General features: G+C 46.8%; 17 protein-coding genes. 1 reads left to right on the forward strand and 16 read right to left on the reverse strand.

Features of this window, described 5'->3' with window-relative positions; all coding sequences use genetic code 11:
* Positions 1-15: 15 nt before the first annotated feature.
* The 12 genes from ahpF to lepA all read right to left on the reverse strand — a co-directional run bounded on the left by ahpF (position 16) and on the right by lepA (position 14,674).
* Positions 16-1,545, reverse strand: a complete 1,530-nt coding sequence (gene ahpF / locus WH46_RS12565; RefSeq protein ID WP_046226887.1) for an alkyl hydroperoxide reductase subunit F — start codon at positions 1,543-1,545, stop codon at positions 16-18.
* Positions 1,546-1,584: 39 nt separating this feature from the next.
* Positions 1,585-2,148, reverse strand: a complete 564-nt coding sequence (gene ahpC / locus WH46_RS12570) for an alkyl hydroperoxide reductase subunit C (RefSeq protein WP_046226888.1) — start codon at positions 2,146-2,148, stop codon at positions 1,585-1,587.
* Between the two features lie 410 nt (positions 2,149-2,558).
* On the reverse strand, positions 2,559-3,242 hold the full coding sequence (locus WH46_RS12575) for a site-2 protease family protein (RefSeq protein WP_046226889.1): 684 nt from the start codon (positions 3,240-3,242) through the stop codon (positions 2,559-2,561).
* A 3-nt stretch (positions 3,243-3,245) separates the two neighbouring features.
* A complete protein-coding gene (gene prmA, locus WH46_RS12580) occupies positions 3,246-4,223 on the reverse strand; it encodes a 50S ribosomal protein L11 methyltransferase (protein WP_046226890.1) in 978 nt (325 codons plus the stop codon).
* Positions 4,224-4,388: 165 nt separating this feature from the next.
* On the reverse strand, positions 4,389-5,510 hold the full coding sequence (dnaJ, locus tag WH46_RS12585) for a molecular chaperone DnaJ (protein WP_017811853.1): 1,122 nt from the start codon (positions 5,508-5,510) through the stop codon (positions 4,389-4,391).
* 260 nt (positions 5,511-5,770) lie between these two features.
* Positions 5,771-7,603 (reverse strand): molecular chaperone DnaK, encoded by a 1,833-nt coding sequence (dnaK, locus tag WH46_RS12590; RefSeq protein ID WP_046226891.1) that lies wholly within the window; start codon positions 7,601-7,603, stop codon positions 5,771-5,773.
* Positions 7,604-7,794: 191 nt separating this feature from the next.
* Complete coding sequence (gene grpE, locus WH46_RS12595; protein WP_082208395.1) at positions 7,795-8,394, reverse strand: nucleotide exchange factor GrpE; 600 nt, start codon at positions 8,392-8,394, stop codon at positions 7,795-7,797.
* A gap of 98 nt (positions 8,395-8,492) precedes the next feature.
* Complete coding sequence (gene hrcA, locus WH46_RS12600) at positions 8,493-9,524, reverse strand: heat-inducible transcriptional repressor HrcA (RefSeq protein ID WP_017811856.1); 1,032 nt, start codon at positions 9,522-9,524, stop codon at positions 8,493-8,495.
* A 322-nt stretch (positions 9,525-9,846) separates the two neighbouring features.
* Positions 9,847-10,317 carry an N-acetyltransferase gene (locus tag WH46_RS12605; protein WP_046226892.1) on the reverse strand — a complete coding sequence of 157 codons (471 nt, stop codon included), beginning with the start codon at positions 10,315-10,317 and terminating at the stop codon, positions 9,847-9,849.
* Positions 10,318-10,768: 451 nt separating this feature from the next.
* Positions 10,769-11,374, reverse strand: a complete 606-nt coding sequence (locus tag WH46_RS12610; RefSeq protein ID WP_046226893.1) for a hypothetical protein — start codon at positions 11,372-11,374, stop codon at positions 10,769-10,771.
* Between the two features lie 138 nt (positions 11,375-11,512).
* Positions 11,513-12,694 (reverse strand): radical SAM family heme chaperone HemW, encoded by a 1,182-nt coding sequence (hemW, locus tag WH46_RS12615; protein WP_156172256.1) that lies wholly within the window; start codon positions 12,692-12,694, stop codon positions 11,513-11,515.
* Between the two features lie 165 nt (positions 12,695-12,859).
* A complete protein-coding gene (lepA, locus tag WH46_RS12620) occupies positions 12,860-14,674 on the reverse strand; it encodes a translation elongation factor 4 (protein WP_017811860.1) in 1,815 nt (604 codons plus the stop codon).
* A gap of 259 nt (positions 14,675-14,933) precedes the next feature.
* Here lepA and rpsT point away from each other — a divergent pair, with 259 nt between their 5' ends.
* Positions 14,934-15,206, forward strand: a complete 273-nt coding sequence (rpsT, locus tag WH46_RS12625) for a 30S ribosomal protein S20 (protein WP_017811861.1) — start codon at positions 14,934-14,936, stop codon at positions 15,204-15,206.
* Positions 15,207-15,430: 224 nt separating this feature from the next.
* Here rpsT and holA read toward each other — a convergent pair whose 3' ends face one another.
* From holA to WH46_RS12645, 4 genes are all read right to left on the reverse strand, one after another.
* Complete coding sequence (gene holA / locus WH46_RS12630; RefSeq protein WP_046226895.1) at positions 15,431-16,450, reverse strand: DNA polymerase III subunit delta; 1,020 nt, start codon at positions 16,448-16,450, stop codon at positions 15,431-15,433.
* 199 nt (positions 16,451-16,649) lie between these two features.
* On the reverse strand, positions 16,650-17,990 hold the full coding sequence (locus WH46_RS12635; RefSeq protein ID WP_046226896.1) for an anti-sigma factor family protein: 1,341 nt from the start codon (positions 17,988-17,990) through the stop codon (positions 16,650-16,652).
* Complete coding sequence (locus tag WH46_RS12640; protein ID WP_017811864.1) at positions 17,987-18,535, reverse strand: RNA polymerase sigma factor; 549 nt, start codon at positions 18,533-18,535, stop codon at positions 17,987-17,989. Before WH46_RS12640 ends, WH46_RS12635 begins: the two co-directional genes overlap by 4 nt.
* 352 nt (positions 18,536-18,887) lie before the next feature.
* The gene (locus WH46_RS12645) at positions 18,888-21,713 is read right to left on the reverse strand and encodes a ComEC/Rec2 family competence protein (protein WP_052714213.1); all 2,826 of its coding nucleotides are present in this window, start codon (positions 21,711-21,713) and stop codon (positions 18,888-18,890) included.
* Positions 21,714-21,742: the final 29 nt, after the last annotated feature.

The raw sequence follows: 21,742 nt of genomic DNA on the forward strand, positions 1-21,742 counted from the left end.
GGTTGTCTGCATCAATTAGTTGCGGATCATGTAATCAAATGCGCCCAGTGCTGCGGTAGCACCGGAGCCCATGGAGATGATGATCTGCTTATAGGCACTGTCTGTGCAGTCGCCGGCAGCGAATACGCCAGGCAGGCTGGTTGCACCGTGTTTGTCTACGACGATTTCGCCCATGCGAGTCAGTTCGAGTGTATCTTTCAGCCAGTCGGTGTTAGGCACCAGACCGATTTGAACGAATACGCCCTGCAGTTTCACATGCTGCTCTTCCATCGTGTCACGATCGATATAGGTAATACCGTTAACCGTATCGTCACCAGTGATTTCTTTGGTTTGCGCGTTTTTGATAACCGTTACATTCGGCAGGCTATACAGACGATCCTGCAGAACCGAATCGGCTTTTAGTTCCGAAGCAAATTCAAGAACAGTAACGTGCTTAACGATACCAGCGAGGTCGATCGCTGCTTCGATACCTGAGTTACCACCGCCGATGACAGCTACATGCTTGCCTTCGAACAGCGGACCGTCACAGTGAGGGCAGTACGCTACGCCTTTGTTTTTGAATTCTTCTTCACCTGGTACGCCGATATTGCGCCAGCGTGCGCCGGTGGACAGAATAACGGTTTTACTTCTCAGTACCGCACCGTTTTCCAGTTCTACTTCAACCAGGTCTTTTTTCTCGAGACGCTTGGCACGCAGGGAAGGCATAATATCTACGCCGTATTCCTTCACATGTTCTTCCAGGCTGGCTGCGAGTTTTGGACCTTCAGTGTATTTCACACTGATAAAGTTCTCGATACCGACTGTATCCATCACCTGACCGCCAAAGCGGTCGGCTACAAGACCGGTACGGATACCTTTACGTGCTGCATAGATCGCTGCGCTGGAGCCGGAAGGACCGCCACCAACTACAAGCACATCATACGGAGCTTTCTCGGACAGTTCATCTGCATCCGGGCCTGCGCCCAGTTTGGACAGAATATCCTGCAGGGACATGCGTCCACTGCCGAACGGCTCGCCATTCAGGAATACGGTAGGCACTGCCATGATATTCTTGCTGTCTACTTCATGCTTGAATGCGCCGCCTTCGATCATCGTATGCTTGATGTTCGGATTCAGTACACTCAGAATGTTCAGTGCCTGAACGACATCCGGACAATTATGGCAAGTCAGGCTGACATACGATTCAAATGTGTATGGGCCTTTGACTGCTTTCGCCTGAGCGATCAGACTGTCATCTACTTTCGGCGCACGGCCGCTTACCTGAAGCAGAGCCATGACCAGTGAAGTGAACTCGTGACCAAGCGGAACACCGGCAAATATAACACCGGTGTCTTCGCCTACACGGTTTACACTGAAGCTTGGCGTACGTTCCAGTACAGCTGTTTCCACTTGGATGCGCGGCGAAATGGCAGCCAGTTCGTCAAGGAGTGCCAGCGTTTCCTGGGATGTTTTATCATCGCCAGCGCTGACTTTCAGCACGATGTCGCTTTCCAGCATCTGAAGATACTGCGACAATTGGACTTTCATTTCTGCATCTAATACCATTTGCTCATGCTCCTTACTGTTAAACGTTTCAGTTTAAACTTAGATTTTACCAACCAGATCCAGACTTGGTTTCAGGGTTTCAGCGCCCTCTTTCCATTTTGCAGGGCAAACTTCACCCGGATTGTTGCGAACGTATTGAGCTGCTTTGATTTTGTCTACCAGTGTGCTTGCATCGCGGCCGATACCGTCAGCATTGATTTCAACGGTTTGAACAATGCCTTCTGGGTCGATAATGAATGTACCGCGTTGTGCCAGACCTTCTTCTTCGTCCAGAACGTCGAAGATGCGGGAAATGCGCTGGGAAGGATCACCGATCATAATGTATTCGATTTTGCCAATTACATCGGAATGATCATGCCATGCTTTATGTGTGAAATGAGTATCTGTAGATACGGAGTATACTTCTACGCCCAGGTTTTTCAGTGTAGCGTATTGATCTTGCAGATCACCCAGTTCAGTTGGGCATACGAAAGTGAAGTCAGCAGGATAGAAGCATACAACGCTCCATTTACCCTGGAAGTTTTGTTCGGATACATCGATGAACTCACCATTGTGGAAAGCCTTTGCGTTGAAACCATCTACTTTTTTACCGATAAGAGACATAATAAAATTCCTCCTGATTCCAATATTTTTTGGTTATCCTAAAATGTAATTAGAATAAGTATAATCTGAGAATCATTATCATACTATACACAGGGTCATGTCAAGCGATGTGGGTGACTTCACTTAATCTTCATTTTGGAAAGGAATTCTCTTCCTTTTTATAGGAGATTATTAGTTTTCTTGCCCATTTGAAGTGTTCATGGCACCTTGTGAAAGTTCAATAATTGTTCATATTTATCCTTTTTGATTGCAAAGCATTTTCACGCTTCTTCCTGTTAGTACCCAATAAGAAGAATATTGATCTTCATGAATTTCATGAAAAGCAAAAATACCGCTAACCGGAATAAACTCCAGTCAGCGGTATAAAGTACATATTTATCATACAATCAAGATTGTTTGGTTATTTGGTATCAACCACCAAATAATAGATTACCCAGGGTATAGAAGCTTCCACCCAGCGTATTGGCAAGCTGATACAGAGGTTGAATTGTTACGGCCCGCAGCGGCTGGATAAAGACAAGCAGCAGGAACAGCAGCATGGCCCACTGCTCGACGCGCTGCAGACGTACACTGATGCGCGGAGGCAGCCAATCGGACAGGATGCGATAACCATCCAGTGGCGGCAGCGGGATCAGATTGAAGATAAACAAGAAGCAGTTCATCAGAATCATATATTCCACAAAAGTATAAATGGCAATATCAATCCGGTTATTGGCAAACGAACCGATCAGCCCAAAGTAATTCAGTGCATAGTAGATAATCGCCGTCAGCAGCGCAACCAGCAGATTGCTGACCGGCCCTGCTGCAGATACCAGAATCCCCATCAGACGCGGACGACTGAAGTTCTCCCGGTTCACCGGCACTGGACGTGCCCAGCCAAACCCTGCAATCAGCAGCAGAATCATACCGAGCAGATCGATATGGGCAGCCGGATTCAGTGTTACCCGTCCCAACAGCCGCGCTGTAGGATCACCAAACTTGTTGGCAACATAGGCATGTGAAAATTCATGTACCGTAAAGCCGATTACGAGTGCCAGCACGTAAAACGGCAAAATATTCAAGGGTACAAATAAGACGTTATTCAGAAAATCCATTCCTTACCTCTTTCTCGCTACAAATGCGATCCAGTCTTCATCACGATGCGCACCTTCCACTACAAAACCGGCAGCTTCCAGTCCCTGACGTACATCGTCTTCTTTGTTTTTATAAATACCGGAAGCGATATAGACACCGCCCGGCTTGAGTGCTTCATAGACATCATCGATAAAGAGCAGAATAATCTCTGCCAGAATATTGGCTACAACTACCTGTACCGGCAGCGTGACGTTAAGCTTCACATTCAGGCTGTCCGGGTCTGCTTTGAGTACGGACAATAGATCACTCTCATAGACCGTAATGTCCTGCTCCAGCCCGTTCAGGCGCGTATTCTCTCCGGCACTGGATACAGCCACAGGATCGAGATCCAGTGCCAGCACACTTTTTGCTCCCAGCTTCATCGCACCAATCGCCAGAATACCGGAACCTGTACCTACATCAATCACTTCTTCGCCGCCATGAATAACGGTCTCCAGTGTGCGCAGACAGAGGGAAGTCGTCGGATGTGTGCCCGTACCAAATGCCATACCCGGATCAAGTTCGATAATCTGTTCCTTCGGACTCTCGGGGGTGTAGTCTTCCCAGGTAGGCTTGATGGTCAGACGTTCCGATACACGAATCGGCTTAAAATACTGCTTCCAGGCATTGGCCCAGTCATCCTCATCCACGGTCTTCACTGAAATGGTCGCCACGCCTGCATCAATGCCGAACTCTTTGAGCTGACTGGTGCGTTCACCGATCTCGGCAGCAATAGCATCCATATCGGTCGCTTCGGCAAAATATCCCTGGACGACAGCCAGTCCTTCGGGAATATCATTAAGCGGCATTTCGTACCACTGTCCATAAGATGTGTCGCGCGGCTTGTTCAGTGTACCCGATTCCTCGATCGTTACACCGCCTGCGCCTGCTTCATGCAGAAAGTTGGAGATCATCTCCACTGCTTGTTCAGTTGTATGTATAGTCAGTTCATGCCATAACATAGTTTAAGTTCCTCCTGTTTTCGAGCGTACATTACGCTTCATTGTACTACAGATTAACATTATAATTCAAAAGGGTTACGTTTGGGCAAAATAAAGCCCGGTTCTTGATAGAACCGGGACGCTTTATCCTGTTTCATTCATCGATTATATTGATCAGACGCTGGCTTAATCGCCGCGGAATGCTCTTTTTACACGGTCAAAGAAAGATTGCTCGTTCTCATGCGTGTTCTCGCCGCTCAGTGAACCAAACTGACGCAGCAGATCTTTTTGATCGTCGGTCAGGTTACTTGGAGTGACCACGACCACCTTGATATGCTGATCACCCTGTCCAGTACCGCGCAGACGTGGCACACCTTTGCCTTTGAGGCGGAAATAAGTGCCGGTCTGGGTACCTGCAGGTACTTTGATTTTGACTTTCTCGGTCAGCGTCGGTACTTCCACTTCGTCTCCAAGCGCTGCCTGGGTAAAGGTAAGCGGAATCTCACAGTAGATATCATCATCTTCACGTTCGAAGAAATCATGCGATTTCACGCGGAATACGATATACAGATCTCCCGGAGGACCTCCACGTACACCGCCTTCTCCTTCGCCATTCACTCTCATCTGTGAACCATCATCCACCCCTGCCGGGATACGGATATGGATTTTACGCTGCTTTCTTACACGGCCGCTACCGCTGCAATTATTACATTTCTCTTCGATAATGGTACCTGTACCTCCACAGTTGGAACAGCTGCGGCGGTTTACCATACGGCCAAACGGCGTATTTTGTACCACTTCTTCCTGACCGGAACCATGACATACGGAACAGGTCTTCGGCTCGGTACCCGGCTTGGCGCCGGAACCATCACATACATCACAATTCTCGGTACGGTTGATGGTAATATCAGTCTCTTTGCCAAAGATGGCTTCCTTGAACTCCAGGTTCATCGTGTACTGCAGATCATTACCACGCTGCGGTGCATTCGGGTTACGCTGTCTGCCACCATTGCCACCAAAGAACATATCAAAGATATCGCCAAATCCGCCGGAAGAGAATCCTCCTCCGCCAAATCCACCCTGATTGGGATCGATGTGTCCATATTGATCATACTGTGCACGTTTGGATGAATCGCTCAGTACATCATAGGCTTCCTTGACTTCCTTAAACTTGCTTTCCGCATCCGGCTCTTTGTTGACGTCCGGGTGATACTGGCGTGCCAGCTTCCGGTAGGATTTTTTAATTTCATCCTCGGAAGCATCTTTGCCTATACCCAGTACCTCATAATAATCGCGCTTATCCGCCATCGGTCCACCTCCACTCCTTTATCGGTTTGCTATTGGTATGCCGGGGACACCGGTCTTATTTATCCGTAATATAGCACTCTGTGTGTTATACCATGTTCACATAAAAAATGAAAGTCAAAGCACGGGATGCCCCGGCTTTGACCTTCCCATTTTAAGCACTAGCTGATCGCGCCTGTAATACGCAGCGCTTTGTATACGATATTTTGTGATGCAAACATCGATTTTATTGACAAAAGCGTACTGATTTATTCAGACGACGCTTAGTCTTTTTTGTCTTCGTCTACAACTTCATACTCTGCATCAACGACATTGTCGTTTTTCGGAGCGCCTTCTGCGCCGCCAGCTGTTTGTTCTTCCTGTGCAGCCTGCTCGTACAGTTTAACTGCCAGAGCCTGTGCAACAGTGCTCAGCTCTTCTGTAGCTGCTTTGATCGCTTCTACATCTTCGCCTTCAAGCGTGGATTTCAGTTTGTCTTTGGCAGCATTTGCTTTTTCGACTTCACCAGCATCCGCTTTTTCGCCAAGATCTTTGATGGTTTTCTCTACTTGGTAGATCAGCTGGTCGCCGCTGTTTTTAACTTCAACGAGTTCTTTGCGTTTACGGTCTTCTTCAGCGTGCAGCTCAGCATCTTTCATCATTTTCTCTACTTCTTCATCGCTCAGACCGCTGGAAGAAGTGATTGTGATTTTTTGGCTCTTGCCTGTACCTTTATCTGTTGCAGATACGTTAACGATACCGTTGGCATCGATATCGAAGCTAACTTCGATTTGTGGTACGCCGCGTGGTGCAGCAGGGATATCACCCAGCATGAAGCGTCCCAGTGTTTTGTTGCCGGCTGCCATTTCGCGCTCACCTTGCAGAACGTGAATTTCAACGCTAGGCTGGTTATCCGCATACGTGGAGAACACTTGGGATTTACTTGTTGGGATCGTTGTGTTGCGCTCGATCATTTTGGTAAATACGCCACCAGCAGTCTCGATACCGAGGGACAGTGGAGTTACGTCCAGCAGGACTACGTCTTTCACGTCACCAGTCAGTACGCCTGCTTGAACAGCTGCGCCCAGTGCAACAACTTCATCCGGGTTAACGCCTTTGTGAGGCTCTTTACCAGTCAGTTTTTTGATTGCTTCCTGTACAGCAGGAATACGTGTGGAACCACCCACCAGTACGATTTTGTCAATTTCGCTAGCGCTCAGACCGGAGTCTTTGATCGCTTGACGAGTAGGACCGAGTGTACGCTCTACCAGAGTAGCGGACAGCTCTTCGAACTTCGCGCGAGTCAGGTTAACTTCCAAGTGCTGAGGTACGCCGTCTGCAACCGTGATGAATGGCAGAGAGATTGTAGTTGTCAGTACGCCGGACAGTTCTTTTTTCGCTTTTTCAGCTGCGTCTTTGAGACGTTGTACAGCTGCTTTATCTTTGCTCAGGTCAATGCCCTGATCTTTTTTGAATTCACTTACCAGATAGTCGATGATGACTTGGTCAAAATCGTCACCACCAAGGTGGTTGTCACCGCTGGTTGCTTTAACTTCGAAGAATCCATCGCCCAGTTCCAGGATGGAAACGTCGAATGTACCGCCGCCCAGGTCATAGACCAGGATCGTTTGGTCTTCGGATTTCTCCAGACCGTATGCCAGTGCTGCAGCTGTCGGCTCGTTGACGATACGCAGAACTTCCAGACCAGCGATTTTACCAGCATCTTTGGTTGCCTGGCGCTGACTGTCGTTGAAGTAAGCTGGAACCGTGATAACTGCTTGAGTTACTGTTTGACCCAGGTAAGCTTCTGCATCGGATTTCAGCTTTTGCAGGATCATCGCGGAGATTTCCTGGGAGCTGTAGTTTTTGTCATCGATAGTTTCTTTGTGATCTGTACCCATATGACGCTTGATGGAGCTGATTGTACGATCAGGGTTCGTGATGGATTGACGTTTTGCTGTTTCACCAACGATACGCTCGCCGTCTTTTTTGAAACCAACTACGGAAGGGGTTGTACGTGCGCCTTCCGGGTTAGGAATAACGACTGCCTCGCCGCCTTCCATTACTGCCACACATGAATTCGTTGTACCAAGGTCGATACCAATTACTCTGCTCATGCTTAATTTCCTCCTTGTAACGTCTATGTTTTTTGAAAGAATGTTAGATATTTTACTCAAGCAAAATTACTTTTATCGAAGTATAGAAGCTTCGGTGTATAACGCCAGGCACTTGTATACGTTTATAGCACCAAGCGCTTGTTTGCGTTTAGCATACCAGCTGCTTGCTTACACTTACGAATGCCAAGCGTTTAGCCACTGACTTTGACCATCGCTGGACGGATAACTTTATCCTTCAGTACATAGCCTTTTTGCAGTTCTTCCACGACGATTCCTTCTTCGTATTCGTCGGACTCTACCTGCATGACTGCCTGATGGAATTCTGGATTGAACGGTTGTCCTACCGCTTCCATTGGAGTCAGACCTGTATTTTTGAGTACGTCGGACAGCTGGCGGAAGATCATGTCTACGCCTTTGGAGAAAGATTCCAGTTCCGGATTTTCCGGCTTGGTTGCCATCGCACGTTCAAAGTTATCAATAACCGGGATCAGTTCAGTAATGAGCTGGGCAGAAGCGTACTTCGCCAGTTCTTCCTTTTCCTTTTGTGTACGGCGACGGAAGTTATCAAAGTCTGCCTGCGCGCGCAAAAGGCGCTGTGTCTGGTCATCTGCATGTGCCTGCACACGCTCCAGCTCAGCACGGGATACTAACTCCTCAGCTGTAAACGTTGTAGTGGAGTCTGCATTTTCTACAGTTTCTTCAGCCACATTGTTGTCTTCAGCCTGGATATCATTCATCATGTCCTGATCTTCCGGGTTGTTGTTTTCTTGAAAGGATTGCTCTTTATTCAAGATTGTTCACCTCCTTATAATAGCTCGTCATTCATTATGATTCATACTACAGCTCCTGATACATTCAAACGATATATGTTAGTCATCAGAGAGAACAATTAACGATACCATTGTTTGAGTATTCGGGTCACATCGTGTGAGAGCATATTCAGAATGCCCATCACTCTTGCATATTCCATGCGTGTAGGTCCCAGTATACCAATAGTACCCAATGATTCGCCATCCAGCTCATAGGTGGCTGTAATCAGACTGCAATTTTCAAAAGCCTGGTGCGCATTCTCTGCACCAATACGTACCTGTATGCCATGGGGAGCAGAAGCTTCTGCCATCAGGCGGGTAAGCGTCGGCGTCTCTTCCAGCAAATCCAGAATACTTTTGACTTTGTCCATGTCCCTGAATTCCGGTTGAATCAGCATATTGGTCGCACCGCTCAGGAAAATCTTCTGTTCCTGTTCGTGATCAAATGCCGAGTTCAGCGTGGACATCATTTCTTCATAATGCTCCAGATGGCGCTGCATCTCTTCGCTGATTTCCGTGAAAATGCGGGTTTTTAATTTATATAAAGGCACGCCTACCAGTCTGCTGTTGAGCAGATTCACCATCTGTTCCAGTTCGGAAGCGGACACGTTCTCGGGAATCCGGATTTTGCGATTCTCGACCTGTCCTGTACTGGTAACCATAATAGCAATTGCTGTCTCATGATCCAGTGGCAGCAGCTGGAAATGACGCAGTGAGGTATGGAATACCTCAGGCCCCAGTAAAATGGAAGTATAGTTGGTCACATTGGACAGCACCATTGCAGCATGCTGCATGAGCTGTTCCGCTGCGGACAGCTTTTCAGCAAAGAAACGCTTCAGTTCTTTGACTTCGGCGGTGTTGACCGCTTCAACCGGGGACAGATGATCCACATAATAACGATATCCCTTTTGGGAAGGAATACGTCCGGCTGAGGTATGCGGCTGTTCCAGGAATCCCAGTTCCTCCAGATCGGCCATTTCATTGCGAATGGTCGCGGGGCTGTAATTCACATCGCCTCTTTTGGATATGCTACGGGACCCGACAGGTTCCGCCGAACGAATGTAATCATCCACAATTGCATTCAGAATCATTTTTTGACGCTCGGTTAACATGAGGCTCCCTCCTTTTTGTATGATATCCATTCCGCGAGGATCAGGGCCATATGCGCCGATGCTGTTTTTCTGATTCAGGGTCCGTTCCAACTACAAATCGGATTCCCCGAACAGAAACAACATAAGGGATATACCGGTTCCTTGTAGAGAAAGATATCCACCTCGTTAGCACTCACTAATGTTGAGTGCTAACGACTAATACAAAAATACCAAACTGCCTCATTTATTGTCAAGTCAGTTTGGCTATTTTACTGTTGTTGTTTTGTAAAATCGTAATACCCGCATACAGAATGACTGCAGCGGGTGAATATTTATGTCGTTATCAGATATCCAGAACTTTGAGTACAGCGATCTCGTCACAACGATCCTGTTTGGGACAATGTCTGCAGTCTGCCCATACTTTTTCCGGGAAAATACTGGTGTCCACTACTTCAAAGCCATTCTTTACAAAGAAGGAGACTTCATAGGTCAGCGCCATTACTTTGCGTAATCCACGTGCGGCTGCATGTTCCATCAGCTTATCGACCAGATGGGAGCCTATTCCCTGGCCTTTATGACCCTCTGAAATGCCCAGCGAGCGAATCTCTACCAGTTCTTGCCCAAGCTGACACAGGGAGCCACAGCCTACCAGTTCATTATTGATCTCTGCCACTACAAAATGCTGCAGTTGCCGATGCAGCGCTTCACGGGAACGCGGAAGCATAATACCCCGCTCAGCATAACCTGAAATTAATTGATAGAGAGATTCTACATCTTCGGGTACAGCTGCTCTGCACGTAACTACAGCCTGCATAATACGTTCCTCCTCGTGTCGCGATGCGGATCGGTCAGAATGCGATCAGCAATCTGCCTGGGTTGATTTGAAAAAGCGATTCATATATGTGAATACAACGGATAAAATGTCAAATGAATACGTATAAATATACAATGATACAAATTTAAATTCAATAGATTTATTCAAAAAAGAATAATTATTTTTCAGGAGATCCTATTCTATAATTAGCGTTGATCCTTTATTTATATGAAGTAAGCAGATGTTTCATTACTTTGCGGACGTGTTTTCTTGTATTTTGTAAAATACATTTTCTAAATCAAATCGCTGCATTTTATACATCATATTTAAACTTCAGATTTTTATTCAATCAACTAAAGCAATATATATAAAGAAACTGTATATGAATAGAGCTATGTGCAGCTTCTTTTATCGCCTAATAAGTATTTTCCGTTCGATTGTCATTTATAGCCTAGAAATCAACCTGCTGATTTAATATCACTTCTCTGGGCTCATAGGCAAAAAGATCAAGTGAACGCACCAGTGAAAACTCGATACCTTCCAATTGATCCGGCAGCGCAGGAACGACCATAAATTCAATATAACCATAACCTCCCCCTCCATGGCTTCCATTGTGATTTACTTGATAGATTTGCTCACTGATAACCTCAAGCATTAGATTCATTTTTAACATGACCCCATCTGGATTTTCACCAAGGTACTTAATATCTATTTTAATAACGCTCCCAAGCTCATACTGCATAATATGGGTCAATGTGTACTCGCACTCACCAGATACCGTTTTCTTCATCATTGGAATGACACTTTTCAAGGCGCCGGGGCCATCCGGCAAATAATAATAACGATTCTCTTCAAGATTTTGCAGAATAAAACGTACCTTATCAATATCCATGGAAAATTCTTCAGACCATTGTTCCAAATATTCCTCCGGTGGAAAAAAGCGTTTACCTACAGACAATTTGCGCCGCTGTTTAATAAGTCCAATCAATTGATGATCAATTTCTTTGGCTTCATCATTGTACTCATTTGGAATAATACGCGGATCAGTCCAACTCATACAATTCACCTCTTTTATTTTTACAATTTCTTCCTATATGATCATATCAAAAAATCAATTCTAAGTAACTATAAAATATACAAAAAAGCGCTGACTCCAGAAGGAATCAGCGCTTGGCGATAAATAACTATATTTAAATTATACGGTCTCTTCTACGAGACTGCCGACAAACTCGCCGAACACATCATTACCAAAAAGCAGGCCTTTCTCACTTAAGCGATAGCCGGTATCAGTAGGCTCCAGAAGTTGACCATTCAGTAGCTTGCGAATCTGTGCCTGGAATACATCATCCAGCTGCTGACCATCAAATTGACGGGCAAAGCGTTCCTTGGATACGCCTTCCAGCATTCGCAGTCCTACCATCATAAAGTCTTCCATGGCCTCGTTGCGATCAATCTCGGCATGATCCAGACGCGGCAGACCCTGCTGGGCAGCTTCATTATACGGATTGACACCTTTGATATTCATATGACGCTCTCCGGCAACATAGCCATGTGCTCCTGCACCCAGACCATAATAGTCTTCATTGCGCCAATACGTCATATTGTGACGGCTACCATAACCCGGTTTGGCAAAATTGCTGATCTCATACTGCTCATAACCAGCTTTTTTCATTTTGTCCATCAGCAGTAGATACATATTCAGCTCGCTCTCTTCATCCGGCAGCGGCAGCTGATTTTTCTGGAACATGGTATGGAACAGCGTATTCTCTTCTACTTTGAGACTGTAAATAGAGTAATGCGGCAGATCCAGCTCCAGTGCACGATCTACGCTGTAGGACAGCATATCCAGCGTCTGATTAGGCAATCCGAACATCAGGTCGATCGACAGATTGTTTAGTCCCACCTTGCGGGCATTCTCCAGACTGCGGTACACATCATCTGTGTTATGAATACGTCCAATCCCGGTCAGAAGTTCATTCTGAAAAGCCTGTACGCCGAAGCTGACACGGTTGACGCCGCCTTCTTTCATGATTGCCAGCTTGTCTGCATCCGTTGTTCCCGGATTGGCTTCCATCGTAAATTCAATATTATCCGACCAATTCGGGAAATACGTGCGAATCGACTTAAGGAAATATTCCATCTCGTCATTTTTGAGGACAGTAGGCGTACCTCCTCCAACAAAGATCGTATCAATGGTGCCCGGCGGATGCTGCTGCACCGTATATTCCATCTCACGTTCCAAAGCACGCAGGTAATCCATTACCGGCTGGTCTTTGAGAACATAAGAATTAAAGTCACAGTAAAAGCACTTATTCGTGCAGAACGGAATGTGCATGTATATCGCACGGGGCGCGTCGTTATTCAATGGTTTATTCATGACTCTTCTCCTCCCCGTCATTCTATTTTGAACCTGGCTGTAAGTGCCAGGATATGGTCATGGTTAGATGAAGCTTTTGCAAATTTAACAGTGCAATGGACAAAAGGGAAAGCCTGTTGCCAGGCCCTCCCTTGTCTCACCGCTACAAATTGATTATAGGACAGACTAGTCGTCGATACGCAGTACCGCCATAAAGGCTTCCTGAGGAACTTCTACGTTACCGACCTGTTTCATACGTTTTTTACCTTCTTTTTGCTTCTCCAGCAATTTACGCTTACGGGAGATGTCACCGCCGTAACACTTGGCGAGAACGTTTTTACGCATCGCTTTGACGGTCTCACGGGCAACGACTTTGGTACCAACAGAAGCCTGAATCGGAATTTCGAACATCTGGCGTGGAATCAGCTCACGCAGCTTCTCACAGATAATCCGTCCACGATGATACGCACGATCCCGGTGAACGATAAAGGACAATGCATCGACCTGTTCGCCGTTCAGCAGAATATCCATTTTGACCAGATTGGACTTGCGATAACCAGAAATCTCATAGTCAAAGGATGCATACCCTTTGGTGCTGGATTTCAGTTGATCGAAGAAGTCATATACAATCTCGGATAATGGCACCTGATACGTAATCGTAACACGGGTTGTATCCAGATATTCCATATTGATAAATTCACCGCGTTTGGTCTGGCAAAGCTCCATTACGGTTCCTACAAAGTCATTCGGTACAATAATGGAAGCTTTGACAAAAGGCTCTTCCACATACTCGATCCGTCCAAGCTCCGGATAGTTGGATGGGTTATCAATAGTGATAACGTCTCCATTGGTGAGCGTCACATGATAGATAACGCTCGGTGCAGTCGTGATCAGCGGAATATTGAATTCGCGCTCGATCCGCTCCTGGATAACGTCCATATGCAGCAGTCCAAGGAATCCACAACGGAAACCAAAGCCCAGGGCACTGGATGATTCCGGTTCAAAGCTCAGGGAAGCATCATTCAGCTGCAGCTTCTCCAGTGCTTCACGCAGATCTACATAGTCGGACGATTCGATCGGATACAGACCGCAATATACCATCGGATTGATTTTACGATAACCCGGCAATGGTTCCAGGGTTGGATTCTTCGCATCGGTAATCGTATCCCCGACACGCGTATCGCCCACAGTCTTGATACCCGCTACAATAAAGCCAACATCGCCAACATTCAGTTCATCGACAATCGTCATACGCGGCATAAAGGCACCGACTTCGATAACTTCGAATTCCTTGCCGGTAGCCATCATTTTGATTTTGGAGCCGGCTTTGATTTTGCCGTCCACGATCCGGGAGTAAATAATAACCCCTTTGTATGGATCATAATGCGAGTCAAAGATCAGCGCTTTCAATGGATTCGAAGGATCACCGGTTGGTGCAGGAACTTTCGCTACAACCTGTTCCAGGATTTCCTTGATTCCGATTCCTGCTTTGGCTGAAGCCAGTACGGCTTCACTTGCATCCAGGCCGATAACATCTTCTACTTCCTGCTTTACACGCTCCGGATCAGCGCTTGGCAGGTCAATTTTGTTAATAACCGGCAGAATCTCCAGGTTATTATCGAGTGCCAGGTACACGTTCGCCAGCGTCTGTGCTTCAATCCCCTGTGCGGCATCCACGACCAGCAAAGCGCCTTCACAGGCTGCCAGACTACGGGATACCTCATACGTGAAGTCGACGTGTCCCGGTGTATCGATCAGGTTAAGCAGATACTCTTCGCCATCATCGGCTTTGTACGTCAGACGTACTGCCTGCAGTTTGATAGTGATTCCGCGTTCACGCTCCAGGTCCATCTGATCCAGTACCTGTTCCTGCATTTCGCGTGAAGTCAGTGCGCCAGTGTACTCCAGAATACGGTCAGCCAGTGTTGATTTACCGTGGTCTATATGCGCAATAATTGAGAAATTACGAATTTTTTGCTGTCTTGCTGCAATATCAGTCATTCCTTACCCCCAACATAAGCCTGAAATATAATGCTGATGGTCCGGTCCTACTTGAAAGGTCAACCATTCCATTAATCAATTTATTATAGCAGTTGGTTGATATCCCAGCAATCCCACAACAGGAAGTAAAATGAAAGGATTATCGGGAATAAATTTCTACAAGTAAGATAGTATTGCATTTGATAATAGTCCATGCTAAAATATTTAGAGTTGTGAGTCTTAACGATGAACCGTATATGCTTTACAGGAGGTGAATGTAATGCCTAACATTAAATCCGCAGTAAAACGTGTAAAAACTAGCGAAAAGCGTCGTGCTCTGAATGCTGCACAAAAGTCCGCTCTGCGTACTAGCGTGAAAGCTGCAGATACTGCACTTGTGAATACTGATGTTGAAGTTGCAAAAACTGCTGTTGCTGCTGCTTCCAAAAGCCTTGATAAAGCTGTATCTAAAGGCCATATCCACAAAAACGCGGCTGCTCGTAAAAAATCCCGTTTGGCTAAGAAACTGAACGCAATTTCCAGCCAAGCCTAAGCTTGATTAATATAAACCCCTGATCGGTTCTCCGGTCAGGGGTTTATTGTTGTGGTACAGAAAATAAATATCTCAATACAATAATCTCACTACTCTCTGTTAGCCTATAACCAGGCACCTGGTCGGGAATTTTATTCGTATACCGAGTCCACACTTCTACTGATCATGATTAAAAAAGCTCAGGATTTATGCTCCTGAGCTTTTTTTGATTTATTTAAGTTCGATTACGCACCCAACCGCAGCAAAAACATTTCCAGTCCGAGTACCTTATCAATAGCACCTGTTTTCATCTGGTAATCGAGCCGGGCCAGATGAGCGACGATCGAGCGCAGCTTCTGGCTTTCGAATTTGCGGGATTGTTCACCAGCGATTTTGACCGCATATGGATGCAGACCAAGCTGTGAAGCGATCTGCTGTTGGGAATAGTTTTGTCCCGATAGCTCTTTTACCTGCAGCATAATCCGGAACTGACGGGCAATCAGGGCAGCAATCTTGATCGGTTCTTCGCGCTGCTTGAGCAGGTCGTAGAAAATAGTCAATGCCTGTTCCAGGCGTACCGCTGCAATTTGCTCTACCAGCATAAATACATTTTGTTCGGTACTGCGGGCAACCAGCTGCTGCACACTATCTACAGTGATCGTACCGCCTCTGCCTGCGTGCAGACAGAGTTTATCCATTTCTGCCGATAAAATCCCCAGTCCCGTGCCTGCTGACTGTACGAGCGCTTCAGCTGCTGCTGTAGAGCATTCGCATTCCTGCTTTTTGGCATGGCGGATCAGCCAGCCGAGCAGCTCTTCGGCTCCCATCGGCTGAAACGGCAGTACACAGGCATGGTTTTTGATCGCTTTAACGATTTTTTTGCGTTCATCGAGTTTCTCTCCATTGACCCAAAACAGCAAAATGGAGTACTCGGCTGGCTCTTCCATATAGCGCAGCAGCGATTCTACCCGGTGTTCAAGCTTGCTATTATCCTTGCCGGCTGTGAGCACTGAAGAATCCTTGATAATAATCAGCTTGCGCGGCACCATAAAAGGAATCTCTTCCGCTTCCTCTACGACTGTTTCGAGAGCCGTCTCCGACAGATCATAATGCGCCAGCGCAAAATCGCGATGCTCCGGCTCAATCAGTTGCTGGGTCGCAAAGTCGATAAATTCCTTGATCCGGTATTTCTCCGCACCGTAACATACATAGATAGCGGCAGGTTTGTTATTTTGAATGTCTTTACTTGCTGTCTTCAGATCCATATTCCGTTCCTCCTGATTTCAATATCATTATTGTAACGGAAAAAGGAACAGACGACAAAGGACTTCCTGCTTTTTCTCGCAGAAAGCCCTTTATTTCAGCAATGTACTATATTTTATCTACAGGATGCTTTACCCCGTATCCTGCCTGTATACCAGCACGGCAGGATTCCAGGTCATTCTAACCTTTTTATCTCTCTTGTTAATCGTTACCGATCGTAATTTTGTACGTTTTGCTTATGCCGTTTTCGTTAACCTGATAAGTGAATATTTTGCCATCATCCGACCATCTACCGCTGACCAAGCTCCCCTTCAGCGTAATGGAAGAGACAACCGTACGTCCATTCACGTTATCCTCTGCGATACTATCCAGCCGCAGAATATTATCTGTCGTGAGTACGACCGTATAATCTGCACCAGGAGACTTCCATTCCTGCTCCTGCTTCGGTGCATTCACACTAGGAGTAGAAGGTAGCAAAGAACGTTCGGTACTCTTGGTTTCGAGTGTAGGCGTATCTGCTGGCGCATTATCCGCTTTTGGTGTATCGCTACTGGATGCATTCGGATCAGGTGTAGTGCTTTCCTGCGACTGCATCGAAGGAGCATCGGTTGATTCCGGATTGCTATCCGCTGCGCTTTGCTTATCCTGAGCCGTATCTTTGTTCGCAGTACCCGTATCTGCAGACGGTGCTTTGGTGCTGTCTGCTGGACTGGAGTCCTTCTCGGAAGATACTTTCGGATTCGAAGCTGGCTGCTGTGAGCGATCATTTGACGAATTTCCATTGTCCCCTGAAGAAATTCCACCACGGTTACCCGATGCAGGAGGTTGCTCCTCGCGGGTATCCGGTGTATTGGTACTTTCCTGTGGAGTCACGCTGCGCTCCGGCTCTTTGGAAGCTGGAGGTGTCTTCGTGCTCTCACTTGCAGAAGGCGTATTGGATGAAGTCTCAGGTTCCTTGATATCCTTGCCATTGGATGGTTCCTGACTTCCGGTAGACGATTGATCTGATTCCGGCGAATCCAGAGTACTTTCTGTATTCGCTGGTGAAGAGATACTGCCTGGGTCCGGCTGGGCTTCTTCCTGCTGCTTGTAAGTGAATGGTGAAGAAGGCGCTCCTGCGTCGGTAAGTGTTTTGGGTTCATAGCTGGCGATCGATACACCCAGTACCACACCGGCAGCAACGATACCACCGATTGTACGTACCGGCAGTCGTTCACGCCAGGTTCGACGCTGACGACGGCGTTCTGCCAATTCATCCTGATCGTTCTGCTGTGGTTCCATAATACCGATCTCGGAAGCACTTTCTGCACGCCGTTCTTCATCAAGCAGATCGAGCTGTGGCAGAATAGCATCTACCAGGCTGTACTTTGGTGTGACATCAGGTAACTTTTCCAGGCGTAACGATAAAGCCGTCATAATCCGGAATGTCTCTGCCGCATCTGGATTCTCATCCATATAACGGAACAAGGCTTTCGTATCTTCCCCATTCAGGTCACCGTCCAAATAGCGGCTCATCCACTCTTCCGCTACTTCACGTTTCATCCAATCATTCCTCCTTTCTCATAATCTGCTAGCAGATTCTGTAATTGTTGCCGGGCTCGAAACAGGTACGATTTTACTGTATTCAAAGGTAGATCCAGACAATCCGCAATTTCATTGTAAGACAGGTCCTGAATATACCGGAGTACAATCACGGTACGATGATGTTCCGGCAGCTGATTGATCGCTTCCCGCACATCCTTGGATGTATAGGCGCGCATCACTTCATGCTCTACATCGTCATGACCTTCGAACACCATTTCGTGTTCCTCAATGGAAACGGTAGGTTTACTGCGTCTGAATTTATCAATACAAATATTCGTCACGATTCGCTGTACCCAGGTCTTGAATTGTGCTTTTTCTTCGTAGGAACCGATTTTGGTGTAAATACGGATCAGTGCCTCTTGAGCCGCATCCAGAGCATCCTGTTCATTGTTCAAAATGTAGTAAGCTGTTTTGTACACATGATGTTCTATCTCTCTTAATAGGGTGATTAGAGCATCTCGGTCTCCCTCTTGGGCGGCCTTGATGAGTCCCTGCTCCACCACGGAGGATCCCCCTCTCCTTACAACCCCTAGACGTATAACACCGTCTAATTGTTGCAGTACTTTTAAAATAATTTCAATTTATTGATGCATCCCGGAAGATACTGATGAATGGCTTTGTAAACACTTACCCTATGTAGGAAACATTCGAATCCAGGCCATTTCCAGATCACTTTTGGAGCGAATTTGGAGCAATTGCGGCGTCAATACGGATGAGAGCTGTATTCAGGATACCAAAATCCGACCTGTTCGTCATCTTCTGGGCCATAACTTTAAAAACCCGCAGCTTTTTGGGCTACGGGCTGAAGTCACTTACCGAGTAAAAGAGTTTGATATATGGTCGACGAAATTTCTGCTATTTCGATGATACAGGAGAAGGCAGCAGCGTGCGCCGCAGCAATTGACCATCTGCATTTACCCTTATCTGCACTTCACCATTCTGATCTGTACGTGCTACATCGGAGCCAACTTCCTCGATTCGTTCCAGTACTTCCTCGGTAGGATGCCCATAGGTATTATATTGACCGACCGAAATTACAGACAATGCAGGCTGCCAGTAATGAAGCCATTCTGCTGAAGTAGATGTTCGGCTGCCATGGTGACCTATTTTGAGCACATCCACAGGTACAGAGGTGGTTGGATTATCGGAAGTTTGCTGCTGATTCTGCTGCCTCAGGAGAGGCTGCGATTGGTATCTGGATGTCAGATCATAGAGGATTCCTTTTTCTTGCGTCTGATCGGCATCGCCTGTAAACAAAAACCGACGTGAATTCATCGTCATCAAAAAAACGACCGAATAATGATTCTGCTCTTCTTTGCGTGGAAGGGGCTGGATTGCTGGAAGATTACTGAACTGCTCCGCACTTGCATAGCGAGTAGCAGGCTGTTCGGTATCACTGGACAATTCGGTATTCACTCCTGTACCAGAAGTAACAGCAATCGGCGCCAGAAAAGAAAGTTCTGTCTGCTGATCTGGCTGCAGCTTCAGTCCTGGCAGGGAACCATATATCGGAACTTTCTTCTCCAGCAGCACCTGTATTAATTTGTCCAATCCACTGCCTTTGGGCATCGTCCCGTTGAATACAAACTGGCGAATCGGTATCTGTTCTGCTGCTGCCAGCAGTCCGCCTGCATGATCATGATCGCCGTGTGTCAGAATAACGGCATCCAGCTGATGAATGCCTCTTTGCTTGAGCAGAGGAACCAGCAGTTTGAGCCCGATCTCATACGGATTTTTGCGTTTGCGCCATTCCTGCCCTTTTTGCCCAAAATCCATCGTGCCGCCGCCATCCACCAGAATATGCTTGCCACCCGGAGTAGTAATCAAAATACTGTCTCCCTGACCTACATCCAGATACTGTACAATACCATCCCCATGCTGCAGGGGACTGAGATATGCATAGATTACTAAAACAAGCAGCAGACATGGCGATATCAATATTCCGATTATTCGGCGACGGAGCCATGGTGACATCATACGATATGATTTGTGACTATATATTCCATATTGTTTCTCTCTCATGCTTCGATGTACCGGAGGCAGAGGCGCTGTAGGATGTATATCTCCGATGCCTGATATTGCAGTATGTAGACGATCAGACGGATTGCTGTCACCAGAAATCTGTTCCTTTTTCCATCCCAGTAAGTCACTGCCGTAGCGAAGCAACATATATAAGACTGCATAATAAAATAGTATCCAAGTGAGCGGCGGAGCATGCCAGATCGTCAACATAGCTGGTAGCCCATCCAGCCAATCAATCATCCGAAACGATAGGATATTGATCCAGGAGACGATACTTCCAAGCCATATCGCCCCCTGCAGCCAGCCATAGCTAAGTACCAGGGCTATCGATCCTACCGGCAGCACAATCATACTCGATACAGGAACCAGCAGAAAGTTGGCTGCGAATGACAATAGCGAGAACTGGTTAAAATAATAAATCGTCAGCGGAAACGAAATTAGCTGCGCCACCAGCGTAACTGCTATCGGGCCAGCCAGACGGGAAGTCAATTTTTGCAGCAAAGGCTGCATCAATGGTACATACAGAATTAATCCTGCCGTTACAGCAAAAGAAAGCTGAAAACTTACATTTAGCAGAAAATACGGTTCATACAGCAGCATCCCCCAGCAGGCTGCACATAAAATATGCAGTCCATCCTTAAGTAATCCACGACTGGCCGCATAGAGAGCAATCATTCCCATAATACCTGCCCGGATAGCAGAAGGCGAGGCTCCGGTTAACAGCACATAGACAGGAAGCAGCAGCATAACCACAAGACAGGCTCTTTCCCTTGTCAGACCTATTTTGCGAAACAGCCAGAGCAGCAGACCGGTATAGATCGCTACATGCAGTCCCGATATCGCCAGAATATGTGTTAGGCCAAGTCTTGAAAAAGAAGCGAACTGCTCGGGGTCTATATCATCCGCATCCCCGATCAGCAGTCCTTTCATATAACCATTGTCTTCAGTATAAAAAATCTGTTCAATCCTGCTGCCGAGTATCTGACGGGTATGATCATTCCAGCGCAGCAGTTGCCAACTCCAGGACGCAGGCCCATTGACCGTAAGTGCAGAAGGTTGTATAGCAGAAGCGCCCTCGGCTTTGATCATCCAGTGAATATACTGGGTCCGTAAATAACGACGATAATCAAAAGCGTCAAAGTTGCGGGCTTCACCAGGCATTTTCCAGGTTCCACGTAGAGCGATTCGATCTCCACGCTGCCAATTGGCTGCCTCCTGCAGCTCCTGACGAGCAGTCAGCTTCAGTTGGACCATGACTGTCTCCGGTTGTGGAAGACTACTGGCTGCTCCCAACTGCTTCAGTACATACAGCTTCATCCGAAAGCTGACCCGGTCTCCATCGATCTCCGGCAGATTGGTAATCACGCCTTCTGTCTGAACGGGCTGCTCGTTCATCTGCTGCGGCGACTGCTGAAGCAATGAAGGAAGAATGCTATTGTTATGTCTGTCATTCCAATTCCAGTATACGGCAGCACAGACAAGTGTTAAGCCCAGAATCAGAATAGAACGCCTATGAACCGGGAGGCTAATCCACAGCGCCCCTGCGATCAGCAGCAGACCCAGCAATCCCCATCCAAAGCCTCCATATTGTAAAACAGCTGCAAACGTACAGCCTGTAACCCAGGCTGTACAGAGTGCAACCAGTGGTCTTGTTTTCATTGCTTCTCCTTTTGACTATCAAATTTGCA

The organism is Paenibacillus dauci, assembly GCF_000971985.1.
GTDB classification, from domain to species: Bacteria; Bacillota; Bacilli; order Paenibacillales; family Paenibacillaceae; genus Saccharibacillus; species Saccharibacillus dauci.